Annotated in this window: 7 protein-coding genes; 3 read left to right on the forward strand and 4 right to left on the reverse strand. The window is 45.4% G+C overall.

The window, feature by feature from the left end; genetic code table 11:
• Positions 1-4 precede the first annotated feature (4 nt).
• Genes ABIE26_RS09955 through ABIE26_RS09970 form a run of 4 tightly spaced genes read right to left on the reverse strand, consistent with a single transcriptional unit; the run spans position 5 to position 7,958 of the window.
• Complete coding sequence (locus ABIE26_RS09955) at positions 5-1,504, reverse strand: sulfatase family protein (protein WP_310137215.1); 1,500 nt, start codon at positions 1,502-1,504, stop codon at positions 5-7.
• 6 nt (positions 1,505-1,510) lie between these two features.
• Positions 1,511-3,154 carry a sulfatase family protein gene (locus tag ABIE26_RS09960; RefSeq protein WP_310137212.1) on the reverse strand — a complete coding sequence of 548 codons (1,644 nt, stop codon included), beginning with the start codon at positions 3,152-3,154 and terminating at the stop codon, positions 1,511-1,513.
• Positions 3,155-3,156: 2 nt separating this feature from the next.
• Positions 3,157-4,785, reverse strand: coding sequence for a RagB/SusD family nutrient uptake outer membrane protein (locus ABIE26_RS09965; protein ID WP_310137209.1), 1,629 nt, complete (start codon positions 4,783-4,785; stop codon positions 3,157-3,159).
• A gap of 17 nt (positions 4,786-4,802) precedes the next feature.
• Positions 4,803-7,958, reverse strand: a complete 3,156-nt coding sequence (locus ABIE26_RS09970; RefSeq protein ID WP_310137208.1) for a SusC/RagA family TonB-linked outer membrane protein — start codon at positions 7,956-7,958, stop codon at positions 4,803-4,805.
• Between the two features lie 297 nt (positions 7,959-8,255).
• Between ABIE26_RS09970 and ABIE26_RS09975 the strand changes: the two genes are divergently transcribed.
• From ABIE26_RS09975 to ABIE26_RS09985, 3 genes are all read left to right on the forward strand, one after another.
• On the forward strand, positions 8,256-9,464 hold the full coding sequence (locus ABIE26_RS09975) for a glycoside hydrolase family 88 protein (protein WP_310137206.1): 1,209 nt from the start codon (positions 8,256-8,258) through the stop codon (positions 9,462-9,464).
• A 232-nt stretch (positions 9,465-9,696) separates the two neighbouring features.
• Positions 9,697-12,765 carry a SusC/RagA family TonB-linked outer membrane protein gene (locus tag ABIE26_RS09980; protein WP_310137205.1) on the forward strand — a complete coding sequence of 1,023 codons (3,069 nt, stop codon included), beginning with the start codon at positions 9,697-9,699 and terminating at the stop codon, positions 12,763-12,765.
• A 31-nt stretch (positions 12,766-12,796) separates the two neighbouring features.
• Positions 12,797-14,380, forward strand: a complete 1,584-nt coding sequence (locus tag ABIE26_RS09985) for a SusD/RagB family nutrient-binding outer membrane lipoprotein (protein WP_310137204.1) — start codon at positions 12,797-12,799, stop codon at positions 14,378-14,380.
• Positions 14,381-14,431 lie beyond the last annotated feature (51 nt).

Raw genomic sequence — 14,431 nt, forward strand, 5'->3', positions numbered from 1 at the left:
TTTCTTACTTCAGATAATTATAGGCAGAATCCAGTTTAAAGCGTTTTTGCATCTCTTTGCTTGGTTTAGGTGTTTTATCTACTTCACTAAAATAATCAGCAGTATCCCACACTTTTGAATTTCCGTTTGTTTCCCTCGGGTCTTTCGTTTCTATCAGGTAATTGCGCATTTTAGCCGCCAATTCCTGTTTTACTTTCTGATACTCCGGAAGCGCAGCCAGATTGTGCAGCTGATCAGGATCTTTGTGAATGTCAAACAGTTCTTCCGCCGCACGCTTGCCCATGCTCAATTCAAAAAGCGGCTTCACTTTCGGATCATTTTTATGTTCTATCAGGTAATATTTGGTTTCACCGGGCCAGTTGAACATATAAGGATCAATGTCTCCATAAAACGGCGGATCACCTGCAGGCCATCTGTTTGGTTCGTAATTTTTAATGTACAGATAATCTTTGGTACGGATTGCCCTGCCAGGATAGCCCAGACCATGCTGACGAACGAAAGCGTGTCGTTCACGGCCCAGTACCACAAAATCTCTTGATTTTTCCTCTTTTCCGTTTTCTACAACGGGCAATAAACTTTTACCCGTCATTTCAGCTGGTACCTTCGTTTTTCCCAGTTCAAGAAAAGTTGGTGCCAGATCATTCAAAGTAACCATGTTATCGGCCACTACCCCCTGTTTAAATTTGCCCGGCCATGAAATGATCAGGGGCACATGTGTACCGAAATCATAAAGATTGGCCAAACCCCTTGGCATTTGCCAGCCGTTATCGCTGCACACCACAATTACCGTGTTTTCCAGCTCACCACTGGCCTTCAATTGCGCTATAGTTTCCCCTAATTCTCGGTCAAAGGTTTCAATTGCAGCATAATAATCAGCAATGTCTTTTCTGATACTGATGTGGTCGGGTAAATAGCCGGGAACGGTTACTTTATTTGGATCAATACCAGCTTTTTCACCAGAACCTTCTACATAAGGGCGGTGCGGGTGCAAACTGCTAACCCAGTAGCACCACGGACCTTCTTTTTTACCCTTCAAAAATTCTGCAAAGCTGCCAAACTTATTTCCTGCCGGATTTCTTGGCCTTTTATTGGCTTCAAAACTACCGGGTCCCCAGCCTTTACCCTGAAAACCGATCTGGTAGCCCGATTCTTCGAGCAGATCAGGATAAACCTTATACTGAACGGGCAATACACCCCATAAATTTGCCCCTTCATTTAAACGCCAAATGTCTTGTCCGGTCAGCATCGCCGCTCTTGCAGGGGTACAGGAAGGCGAACTGCAGAAAGCATTGGTAAAACGCACACCTTCGGCCGCAATACGGTCCATATTGGGGGTACGTACAATTTTATCACCATAACTGCCCACATGGTTCCATGACTGGTTGTCGGACATGATCATGAGGATGTTCGGACGTTCCTGCTTTTTCTCCGGTGAGGAACAGGATGCCCAGGTCAGCACCAGAATGAGCGCTGCCGGAATATATCTTAAACGGTTAATTTTCATCGTCATCTATTTTGAAAGGGTTTCAGTTGGATCTGTATCTTTATATTGTACCTGCAGTTTTTTCATTTCCGCTTTAAGTTCATTAATTACAGGCTGATAAGCAGCATCACTGTACAGATTGTGTAATTCCTGCGGGTCTTTCTGCATATCGTACAGTTCCCACTCATCTACATCATTGTAAAAATGGATCAGCTTGTAACGTGCTGTTCTGATGCCATAATGCCTTTTTACCATATGCCAGCTCGGGTACTCGTAATAATGATAATACACAGCTTTGCGCCAGTTTTCCGGGGTTTTGCCCGCATTGTCCAGTACCGGCCTTAGCGATACCCCCTGCATATCTTCAGGGATTTTTACCCCCGCGTAATCCAGCAAGGTAGGCGCAAAATCCAGGTTCATGGCAAAGGCATTGCTTACCGATCCGGCCTTAACCGAAGCCGGGTATCTGACCAGCAAAGGTGTACGGAACGATACATCGTACATGAAACGTTTATCGAAATAACCGTTTTCGCCCAGGTAGAAGCCCTGATCGGAGGTATATACAATAATGGTATTGTCCAGTTCTCCTATCTTTTTAAGGTAATCCATCAGGCGGCCAACGTTTTCATCTACCGAGACCACACAGGCCAGGTAATCGCGCATGTACTGCTGGTATTTCCAGCGTACCAGGTCGTCGCCCTTAGGTTTAAGCCTGTTAAACTCGGCTACACGTTTGTCGTATACTTTTTTCCATTGCTGTTTTTCCTGCGCGTTCATGCGGTTGTAAACCTCAAAAAAGCGGCTTTTATCCAGCGATGGATCGTTGGCTTGTTTGTAGTCATCGCCTTTGGCATCTTTAAACTTAGCCTTAAGGGGCAGTCTGGCCATAGAATCCAGCTGGGCGGTCGACATCATTTTCAAATCCCAGGCAGGCCACATATCGGTCGAGATGTTCATCATCTGCTCTTTCGCGGCCCTGCCCCTGCCTTTGAAATCATCCAGCAGTGTTGGCGGTTCAGGAAAAACCTGATCGTCGAACATGCCCAAGTGACGCGGGGCTGGCAGCCAGTTCCGGTGCGGGGCTTTATGCTGGTAAATCATCAGGAAAGGCTGATCCTGGTTCCGCTTTTCGAGAAAACTGATGGCCTTGTCAGTAATCAGATCTGTTACATAGCCATTCTCTTTAACCATTTTACCATTTTCTATAAACTCTGGCTGGTAATATTGTCCCTGGTTGGGCAAAATGCTGTAATAATCAAAGCCTACAGGATTAGAGCCCAGGTGCCATTTACCGATCATAGCGGTCTGGTAACCTGCCTTTTTCAGCAATTGCGGATAAATGACCTGGGTGCTGTCGAACACCTTTGAATTGTCGGTAAGCCCGTTCAGGTGGCTGTATTTTCCGGTAAGGATGGTAGCTCTGGAGGGGCCGCAAACTGCATTGGTTACAAAACAGTTGTTAAACAGCATCCCTTCATGGGCAATTCTATCCAGGTTTGGGGTTTTAACCAGCTTACTGCCATAAGCACTCATGGCCTGAATGGTGTGGTCATCGGTCATGATGAACACAATATTGGGCCTTCTGGCACTTTCGGCAGGTTTAGGCTGCTGGCATGAAGATAAAGCCATGCCAGCAATCAAACCTGAAAAGATCAATTTCAGTTTAACCATTTTTAGTAATTAGGGTTTTGCGATAGGTTGGTATTCAAATCCCTTTCAATCTGAGGGATTGGATACAATTCGTTTTTATTGTCTTTAAAGTAATCTCCAGCAACATACGCATAATTGCTGCGATAGGCTTTTAAAGCTACCTGTGTTGCCCTGATGCTTGTTCCAAGTATATTCCAGCGGATCAGGTCCATCCTTCTCATGCCTTCAAAACAAAGCTCCCAGGCACGCTCCTGTTTTAACCTTTCAAAAAAGTCCTGTTTATTTAAACCTGCCGGCAAATCAACCGTCGCGTCAGCAGTGTTCAGCGGTTTTCCATATGCCCTTCTCCTTACCTGGTTAATGGCATTGTAAGCTGCTGCATTCGGTCCTTCATTCAGTTCATTTTCTGCTTCGGCACGCATCAGGAGCACATCGGCATAGCGCAATAAAGTCCAGTTAAGATCCGTATTATTTGGATCTTTAGCTCCTGTATTTTGCCAGTCGCGTCTCCATTTTCCCGGAGCCCAACCTTCATCCAGGCGGCCGGTAAGTTGCGGAACCTGTGCACCTGTAACATCCAGTTTATAAGTACAAACCGCTACGTCCCGGCGTAAATCTCCGGTCTTATAGCTTTTCTGGAACAACGCGGTGGTTTTATAGAAAGAGTTGGCCCGGCCATACGGGTTTCCAAGATCGGCAATAGGTGCATTCCAGCTACCTACCACACCACTGTTAGCTGTGCCTCCGGTTGCGTTGAAAAGCGCCACTTCATACATGGATTCTTTAGGCTCCAGGATAAACTTGCAATGATTTTTGAAGATCTGCTCATAACTGGCATTCAGCGCATGCTCACCCGAGGCCATTACCTCTGAACTCATTTTCTGTGCTAGTGCATAGTATTCTTTATAGTTAGAAGGCTGCTCCATCTGACCGCTTTGTCTCAACGACCAACCTCCGGCAAACAAAGCCACACGCGCAAGCATGCCTTTCACTGCGCCCTTGCTTACCCTTTCGTCTTTAGATTTTGCGGAATTTTCAGGAATCAGTGCAGCCGCCTCGGTCATATCCTTAATGATCTGGGTATAAATTTCGTACCTTTCAGTTCTTGGCAGCAATACATCATCTGTAGCTTCGGTAGATTTGAGTTTCATGGGCACATCGCCAAACAGGCGTACCAGGTCGAAATAATACTGACCCCTTAAAAATTTGGCTTCTCCCAGTATTTTATTCAGGGTAGCTTTCTGCGCTTCGGTGCCATTTTTAAAAAGGTCCATCTGCGGCACTTTTTCAATTACCAGGTTGGCCCTGTTGATGCCCCTGTACATCTGTCTCCAGGTCTCAAGCATATAGGAATGGGAAGTAGGTATAGAATAGTGGGCAACCTGCCGTGGACCGTCACTGATTACTGCGCCTTGCATCTGGGCAATATCGCTGTCAATATCAAATACCATCGACATGTAGAAACCGTAGCCAAATGTTCCTGTCATTTGCTGATAAACCCCAAGCACAGCCATATCTGCTTCATCGGTAGTTTTAAAAAAGGTTTCACTTGCATAAAGGGAATAAGGTTCTTCTTTCAACCACTTTTTGCAGGAAGTTGGCATAACAAATATAGCCGAGGCTACAACCATTAATTTAATATATCTTTTCATGATCTTAATCTTGAATTTTAGAAGGAAACATTTAAACCGGCCACAAATGAACGGCTTCTTGGATAAGCACCAAAATCTACACCCGGTGTTAAACGGGTTGGGTTAGCCGTACTTACTTCCGGATCGTAACCGCTGTATTTGGTAAAGGTATGCAGGTTATATCCTGTAACATATACCCTGGCACCGCTCATTTTTAATTTCGAAACCCAGTTTTTAGGGAAGGTATAGCCCAGGCTCACATTACTGATACGCAGGAACGAGCCATCTTCGATCATTTTATCGTAAAGACGCAAAGCAGAACCCCTGCCATTGTACGAAGGTATGGTCTTACCTGCATTCAGGGCATTCATTTCCTCGGGAGTGGTAATGCGTTGCCCCGCAGCATTTACAGTAATCCAGCGATCGGCAAAATAAGCCATGGTGTTGATGTTGTTAAGATTGGTCTGACTGTTGTTCAGGAGGTTTCCATTATAAATGTCATTTCCAAATGACCAGTTGATGAACACACTTAAATCAAAACCTTTATAGCTGAAGTTATTGTTTAAACCTCCGATGAATTTTGGTGTTGCATTTCCGATTACCGAACGGTCATCAGCATTCACTACCCCATCTCCATTTACATCCACGTATTTTAAAGTGCCCGGCTTTGCAGCGTTGTTAGGATCCTGGGCAATGCCGCTTTTTAAAGTGAACACCTGGGTGGCAGCGTTGTAATCAAAATCATCTACGGTATAAATGCCATTGGTTTTGTAACCATACATACGCCCTACAGACTTACCTACTTCTACAATATAGTCGTTTTCCAGGTTCTCTCCCCATCCCGAATTCGCCAGCATAAACTTATCGCCTTTGTTCAGGCTGGTTACCTTGTTGTTGTTGAAACCAATATTGAAAGTACTGTTCCAGCTGAAATCGCTCTTTTTAATATTAACCGTATTTAAGGTAAACTCCAAACCTTTATTGCTGGTAGAGCCCACATTGATCAGCATATTGTTAAAACCTGATACACCCGAAACCACTGAATTTAACAGCAGGTCGGAAATACGGTTATCATAAGCATCAACAGTTAATTGTACGCGCTGACCAAATAAGCCCAGGTCCAGACCAAGGTTTTTAGAGATGGTCGTTTCCCATTTCAAATCCGGGTTAGGCAATGAGTTAGGGAAAACGGCAATTACATTGGAGTTGTTCAGCGGATAAAAACCAGACTGGAACAGGTCCAGCGACAGGTAGTTGCCAATACGGTTGTTACCTGAAGCACCGTAACTTACACGCAGTTTCAGATCAGAAATCTGTTTGATGTTTTTCATAAAGCTTTCGTCACTTACCCTCCAGGCAAAAGCTGCAGACGGGAAGTAACCGAATTTATTGTCGGCACCAAACTTAGATGAACCATCGGCCCTGAAGCTGGCCGACAAAAGGTACCTGTCTTTATAAGAATAGTTGGCCCTTCCAAACAAAGAGAACAATTTGTCGTCTTCTTTCCTGGAGCTCAATGGGCCCAGTACAGCACCCTGGCCAATATCATCCAGTCCTAAATTCACATTCGGGAAATTGCTTGCTGCCATAGAGAAGTTCTCAGACAGGTTATACAATTGTTCCTGACCTGCCATCACGGTCAGGCTATGCGATTTTTTTAATTTTGGAACATAAGTTAAAGTATTGCTGTAGTTCCAGCCGTTCTGATCGGCCTGGGCAATAGATCCGTTGGGTCCATTTGAACGTTTGGCATTCATAGAGCGGGCATCATTAAACAGCTTTGTTTTGTTGTTGGCGGTTTTAAAACCTACCAAACCACGGTAAGTTAAACCAGGAAAAAATTCATAATCAACCGAAGCATTCAAATTCAAAAGCTTGCTATTGGCCGATCTCAATTGTGATTCAGCATTGGTAATCGGGTTTTGAAGCACATTGCCCGAATTCTCATCCAGAAAAGGATCGGTATCCTGGTTGATCAGGTCGTCATCACTACCACCAATACCAAAAGTTGGACGGTACTGCAGAATATTTTGCAGCTGGTTAAAACGGTTATTGCCTTCTCTGGTACCCACTCCATAGACATTCTGGTTAGAGTAGTTTACAATTCCGTTTACCTTCAATTTTTTACCCAGGTTATGGTTCACCGTCAGTTTCATCACATCTTTCTCAGCAGAGCTGTTTAGCATGGTGCCTTCATCGTTATTGTGGGAATAAAACAGGTTAAACCTGGTTTCAGTACTTCCGCCGCTCATGCTTACTTTATGGTACTGACTGTTTGCTGTACTGCCCAGGGCTAAATCCTGCCAGTTTATGCCAGCTTTTCCGGCATACAGTTCATCCCTTCTTGAAAAAGCACCAAATGTCCTCAGATAACGATCCTCCTCTGTAGCATTCCCCAAAGACCTTTCATACTGTAATAAGGTATACTGGTAGGGGTTTAACAAAGGCAGTTCCCTGGTTATCTTTTTTGCACCATAATACATATCGTAGTTTATGGTCAGTTTTCCGGCTTTAGGCTGTTTGGTCGTAATCAGGATTACCCCGTTTGCACCGCGGGCACCATAAATAGAAGTAGCAGAGGCATCTTTCAGCACGTCCACACTTTCAATATCCATAGGATCAAGAAAGCTTAGTCCGTCTGTTTGCGGAATACCATCCACTACATATAAAGGTTCGTTACTTTGGGTAATGGAACCACCACCCCTTATGGTAATGGTAGGCTGGGCACCCGGCGTTCCGTCAGATGGCGCAACGGTCATCCCTGCAACGCGGCCCTGCAAAGCACTCGCTACGTTTGGCACAGGTACTTTACTTATCTCCTCCCCTTTTACCGAAGAAACCGATCCGGTCAGGTCTTTACGTTTCACTGTACCGTAACCAATCACAACCACCTCGTTCAGGTTCTTGTTGTCATCAGCAAGTTTTACATTGATAACGGTACGCCCTTTAACAGCACGCTCGGTAGTGGTCGATCCGATAAAAGAAAAGACCAGTATGGCATCCTGTTTTACCCTGATTTCATACGCGCCATTGTTATCGGTTACTTTTCCGTTGGCAACACCTTTCTCGGTTACAGTAGCACCGGGTAGCGGGTTGCCCGCTTCATCGGTAACCACCCCCTTTACACTTATATTTTGGGCATAGAGCGTAAGGTTACCCGCAACAATAATTAATAGCAGTAAAAATCGTTTCATAACATTTTTGGATTTACATAATTTGGTTTTATTGACAAAACGAATGTAAAGCAGTATAACAAGAACGGATTTAGATATTGTTTAAAATGCTATCACTTTTGATTAATCCCCTGTTTATTTTACAAAAATACAAGCTCTGCCATCAATAACCTATTTTATGGTGAAGCTTATCGCGCACCGGGAAACAAATATTTTCAGGATTCAACAATTTTTAAATGAATATATCCCATTCTGAAAGCCTGTCTTTTTTACTCTTCCTACCTTCATCAACATTAAAAACAAAACTTAGATCGGAATATGAAAACACTACTCAGTACGTTTGCTGCAGCTATCGCCCTGATGGGCTCAGTAAATAGTATGGCAGTCACGAAAGGCAACGGGGATGACTGGTTAAAGAAATCTACAAAAACTGCAGTGTACCAGTTAACCAAAGCTGCGCAGACCTATACACCAGGAATGAACCCAAGGTCTATCAATCCGGATGGTACGGTAAGGCTTGCGCCACTGCGCGACTGGACCACCGGTTTCTTTGCGGGCAGCCTGTGGTATGGCTATGAGCTGTCGGGAGATCAAAACCTGGCCGCCGAAGCAAAAAGATTTACCCTGGCGCTGGATTCAATACAATACATAAAAGATACACACGACCTGGGGTTTATGCTGTATTGCTCTTATGGCAATGCCTTAAGATTAACCGGCGATAAAATTTACCTTAAACCTTTAGAAAATGGTGCAGCCAACTTATATGCCCGTTTCAACAAAAAAGCAGGCGTAATCCGCTCCTGGGATTTCGGCCACTGGCAATATCCCGTGATCATCGACAACATGATGAACCTGGAATATCTATACTGGGCCGGTAAAGAATTCAATAAACCGGAATGGTTTAATGCCGCTAAAACACATGCCGTAACTACCATGAAAAACCACTTCAGGAAAGATTACAGCTCTTATCATGTCATCAGCTACGATACCCTGAGCGGAAAAGTACTGCAGCGCGAAACACACCAGGGCCTCACCAACGAATCGGCATGGGCACGCGGACAGGCATGGGGCCTTTATGGTTATACCATGAGTTATAAGGATACCAAAGACAAGAAATTTATTGAGCAGGCAGAACACATTGCAGCCTTTATCATGAACCATCCTGCAATGCCGGCCGACAAAATTCCGCTCTGGGACTTTGATGTACATAACCGCGACAGGTCTCCAAGGGATGCCTCTGCTGCTGCTGTAATTGCTTCTGCATTGTTAGACCTGAGCACGCAGGTTAAAGACGGACAGAAATATTTTAAATATGCCGAGGATATCCTGAAAACCTTATCTTCTGATGAGTACCTGGCCAAACCAGGTGAGAACAAGTTTTTTATTCTGAAACATAGCGTAGGCGCGCTGTTGTACAATTCAGAGATTGACACGCCATTAAATTATGCCGATTATTATTTCCTTGAAGCATTAAAACGTTATGCAGCGCTGAAAAAGATCGACCTGAAAACCCTGAACCAGTCTTAATACGGAACAACCAGGATTAGTGCTGTTAAAGCCTGAATGCTATCGCATTCAGGCTTTTTTTTTGCCCGGCGCGCAAGCTGCCCTGGCAAATCATCCGTTTAAAAAGTAACAGACTTTGAATTTTGCAGAAATCCAGATGAACTGGCCAAAACCTAAATCAAAAAAATCAAAAGCGAAACCCAAAGCGCATAGGGAAAGATAGATTTGGTTTGATAACCAAACTATTAAATGTATGAAAAGAAAACTTTCCTTATTATCTGGACTTTGTTTCATGGCTACGATTGCACTTGCTCAGGTCAAGGGTACTGTAGTTGATGAAACGCAGCTGCCTTTACCCGGGGTTACCGTAACTGTAAAAAACACCAAAACAGTAACCACTACCGATCCTAATGGAGCCTTCTCCATCAATGCGCCCTCCAATGCAACACTTGTTTTCTCTTATATTGGTTATATCGGCCAGGAAAAACAGGTAAATGGCAATACTTTGCGTATCGTATTGGTAAGCGACAGTAAAGCCCTGAATGAAGTGGTAGTTACTGCGTTAGGTATCACTAAGGAAAAGAAAACGCTGGTGTATTCTACCCAAACAGTAAATACCGAAGAACTCACCAAAGCAAGGGAATTGAACGTGGTGAACTCCCTTACCGGAAAAGTAGCCGGACTTGATGTGGTCCGCTCTTCCTCTGGCCTGGGTGGTTCATCGAGGGTAACCCTACGCGGCGACCGCTCCATCAGTGGCAATAACCAGGCCCTGATGGTAGTAGATGGCGTGCCCCTGGATAATTCTACGGCCCAGGCCGGAAGGGTTAATGGAGGCAGAGATTCAGGAGATGGCATATCCAGTCTCAATCCGGATGACATAGAATCCATAAACGTTTTAAAAGGTGCTTCCGCCACAGCTTTGTACGGAAGCCGGGCTTCAAACGGGGCCATTATCATTACCACAAAAAAAGGTAAGCAGCGCAAAGGCGTAGGCATCAGCTATACCGGTGGCCTGCAAATAGAACAACCTATCTTTTTACAAAAATTCCAGACCGAATACGGGCAAGGTGCTTCAGGCATCTTCAGTGCTTCGGGCGAACAAAGCTGGGGGCCAAAGCTGGACGGCAAAATGGTTCCTACCTGGAGTAAAGACCCTGCCGATGCAGGCAAAACCAATGCCTATATTGCGCATCCGGATAATTTCAGGGATTTTTACAGCAAGGGGACCAACCTGGTAAACAGCATTGCCTTAAATGCAGGCACGGAACAGGCACAGGTTTATTTCTCCTATACCAATACCAACGCAACGGGTATCATAGACAACAACAAACTGAAACGTCATAATTTCAACTTAAGGGCCAGCGGAAAACTTGGGGAACGTTTTACTGCAGATCTCAAAGCCACCTACCTGAACCAGGACATCATCAACCGACCAGGTGTTGGGGGTGGTAACGATAACCCTAACCTGGGCATCTACCGCGTGCCCATCAACATTGCTCCTGAAGATCTGCAGAACTACGATTATATCAATGGCTCAGGCTTTTTACGCCAGAACTATTGGAACCCCGGCGCCACTGCTGCAGCCAATCCATATTGGGCAAAAAACAGGAACCTTGCTGATGAGGAAAGAAACAGGCTTACCGGCTTTGCCGCTTTAACCTACAAGATCTTGCCCTCATTAAATGTAATGCTGCGCTCGGGAATCGACAGGTATACCGACAACGGTGAATTTAAATGGTACAACGATACTTATGTTATAGCGCCTCAGGGCGATTACCAGCTCAATACCAGAGATGTACGCGAGATCAACCACGACTTCCTGTTCTCTTACAATCAAAACCTGTCCAAAGCTTTTACCTTAAACGCTAATTTTGGCGGAAATATCCAAAAAAATGATATTGTAACCACAGGTACCCGGAACAATAGCCTCATCATCGAAAACCTGTTTACGGTAGGCAATACCAATGGTTCAACACCAAGCAGGAGCATTTATCAGAAAGAAAAACAGGCGCTGTATGCAACGGCCGACCTGAGCTATAAAAACTATTTAACCTTAACTGTTACCGGCCGGAACGACTGGTCGTCTACCCTGCCCAAAGGGAACAACAGCTATTTTTTCCCTTCGGTAGGTCTTAGCGCAGTACTTTCGGAGATGTATAAACTTCCGGAATTCATCAGCTTTGCCAAATTACGGGGCTCTTTTGCCCAAACCGGTAACGATGCCGACCCGTATAACCTTAGTCAGACTTATACTTCATTTCAGGGGGGCAACAGTGTTACCATTGGCAGGGATGCTACCAAGCCAATACCCGGCCTGAAACCGGAAATTACCACTGCCCAGGAACTGGGCCTGGAAGCCAGGTTCTTTAACAGCCGTTTAGGTTTTGATTTGACCTGGTACAACAGCAACTCTAAAAATCAATTGCTGGCCATTACCCTGCCGGCAGGTTCGGGATGGGCCAGCCAGTACATCAATGCCGGTAACATTAAAAACGACGGTATAGAATTTACGCTGAACGGCAGCCCGGTAAAAACCAGCAGCTTTAAATGGGATGTGTCAGTAAACTATGCCAAAAACAACAATAAAGTACTGGAGATTTCGCCTACGCTGAATGAGTTTCTGTTAACCACCGCAGGCGACTTTATGAATACGGTTAAAATTGTAAAGGGTAAACCTTTCGGTGAACTGTATAGTCGCGGTTACCTGCGCAATGCCAGCGGTCAGATCATTGTTGATGTCAATGGCCTTCCTGTAATCAGCGGCGCACAGGATGTATATGTGGGTAATACACGTCCGGATTGGACAGGCAGCATCGTGAACAAATTTTCGTACAAAAACTTCTTTACCAGCTTTGTCATCAGCGCCCGCATGGGTGGCGTGGTATCTTCATTTACCAATGCCAATATCTATGCCGACGGTGTAGCCGCAAAAACGGCCCAAAACCGCGATGGTTTTATATTTGACGGCGTATTTGCCGATGGCAGCAAAAACAACAAACAGATTACCGCAGAACAGTACTGGAAAAAAGTGGGTGGAAGGAACACCCCTGCAGGTGAGGTATTTACTTACGACGCCTCTAACATCCGTTTAAGGGAATTTGTATTGGGCTATAACCTGAGCGGCAAACTTTTAAACGGAAAGCCTTTTCAATCGGCCAGCATCTCGCTAACAGGACGTAACCTGTTCTTTTTGCTGAACCGCGCCGAGGGCTTTGATCCGGAGCAGGTGATCGGAAGCGGAAATTCTACCGTTGGTATCGAGGCTTTTGCTCCGCCAACCACCCGCTCATTCGGTCTCTCGTTAAACCTTACTTTTTAATCCGGACTTGTCCGAAGAATAATTCATATCCATGATGAAAGCACATTATATAAAAAAGACACTAGGTACCTTACTGGCAGCAACAGTAATGCTGTCCTGCACCAAAAATTTTGAAGACCTGAATACAGATAAAACCAAAATTTCGACGGTAGACAATGCCACACTGGAATATATCTTTTCTGCAGCACAATACCGGGGCTGTTTTGGCCCAAATACCACCAATTCTGGTGCCACCCCCTTCCAGCGTTTCGCAAACCGCTATTCGGATGCACAGGCACAATATTTCTCCAATACCTCGCAATCTGCCGAGTCGGACAGGAACGTAATGGTGGGCAACTGGCTTAACGATGGCTGGAACCATTTTTACAGCAATGCCAACGCCCAGCTTAGCGTAGTAATGGAACAAACCAAAGAAGGCGGGCCACTGCAGGACCCTATAAAACACGCCATCACTAAAGTATGGAAGGTGTTTATGTTTATGCCGGTAACCGACAACTGGGGCGCCATCCCCTATTCGCAGGCCGGCAATGGCAATACCGAAGTATGGTACGACAGCCAGGAAGACATCTATAAAGATTTCTTTAAAATACTGAAAGAGGCCAATACCACTTTGTCTGCCTATACCGGTACCACCCGCTATTTCGAAAAAGGGGACCTGATTTATGGTGGTGATGTAAAGAAATGGACAAAATTCTGTAACTCCCTCTGGTTAAGGGCAGCCATGCGCGTGTCTAAAAAAGATCCTGCGCTGGGCCGCCTGCAGGCCGAAGCTGCGCTTACCGCAGCCGGCGGTATGATTACGGCCAATGCCGACAATGCCCTGATGAAAGTGAGTACAACAACTCCGCACCTTACTGCCTCTATATCCTCATTTAATGAATTTCGTATGAGTGCTGCCATGGAAAGCGTATTAAAAGGCTATAACGACCCACGTTTACAGAAGTTTTTTGACCCTGCCAGTGGCGGTGTATACAAAGGCATCCGCAACGGATTATCGCAGGTGCAGATTGGCCTTGCTCAAAACAATGTGGCCAACAACAGTAATATCAATTCTTCATTTGGTTTCGCCAATCGCGGTGTAGCTCCCTGGACGCTTTTTACCGCAGCAGAGACCTTCTTTTTAATGGCCGAAGCCAAACTGAACAACTGGACAGTGGGCGCAGGTACGGCGCAGAGTTATTATCAGCAGGGTATTGATGCTTCTATGGCACAATGGGGTGTAACAGATGCCACAGTGATCGGGAATTACAAAACCGGCACCAGCACACCTTCAGCCCTGGGCGACATTTACAATACACCGGCCATGACAAACATTCCGGTTGCCTTTGGCAGTACAGAAGCTGTACAAAGAGAGCAGATAGGTACCCAGAAATGGCTGGCACTTTATCCGTACGGACTGGAGGCCTGGGCCGAAGTCAGAAGAACGGGTTTTCCTAAATTGTATCCCCGTTTAAATTCCGACAATACCGATGCGCCGGCCAGTGACCCGGCTGCGGTAAAAAGGCTAACCTATCCTCCTATTGAGGCCTCTGCAAATGCCGGCGGACTGGCATCGGGCATCAGCAAACTGGGCGGGCCGGATAAAGTCACTACCAAACTGTGGTGGACCCCTTAAACCACAAAAAAGGTGTTACAGTAATCTGTAACACCTTTTTTATGCTGGTGT

The sequence above is a fragment of the Pedobacter africanus genome (assembly GCF_040548825.1).
Classification (GTDB): Bacteria; Bacteroidota; Bacteroidia; order Sphingobacteriales; family Sphingobacteriaceae; genus Pedobacter; species Pedobacter africanus_A.

Coding starts and splice junctions, on each gene's coding strand:
- ABIE26_RS09955 (WP_310137215.1), bottom strand. CDS start 1,504: ATGAAAATTAACCGTTTAAGATATATTCCGGCAGCGCTCATTCTGGTG.
- ABIE26_RS09960 (WP_310137212.1), bottom strand. CDS start 3,154: ATGGTTAAACTGAAATTGATCTTTTCAGGTTTGATTGCTGGCATGGCT.
- ABIE26_RS09965 (WP_310137209.1), bottom strand. CDS start 4,785: ATGAAAAGATATATTAAATTAATGGTTGTAGCCTCGGCTATATTTGTT.
- ABIE26_RS09970 (WP_310137208.1), bottom strand. CDS start 7,958: ATGAAACGATTTTTACTGCTATTAATTATTGTTGCGGGTAACCTTACG.
- ABIE26_RS09975 (WP_310137206.1), top strand. CDS start 8,256: ATGAAAACACTACTCAGTACGTTTGCTGCAGCTATCGCCCTGATGGGC.
- ABIE26_RS09980 (WP_310137205.1), top strand. CDS start 9,697: ATGAAAAGAAAACTTTCCTTATTATCTGGACTTTGTTTCATGGCTACG.
- ABIE26_RS09985 (WP_310137204.1), top strand. CDS start 12,797: ATGATGAAAGCACATTATATAAAAAAGACACTAGGTACCTTACTGGCA.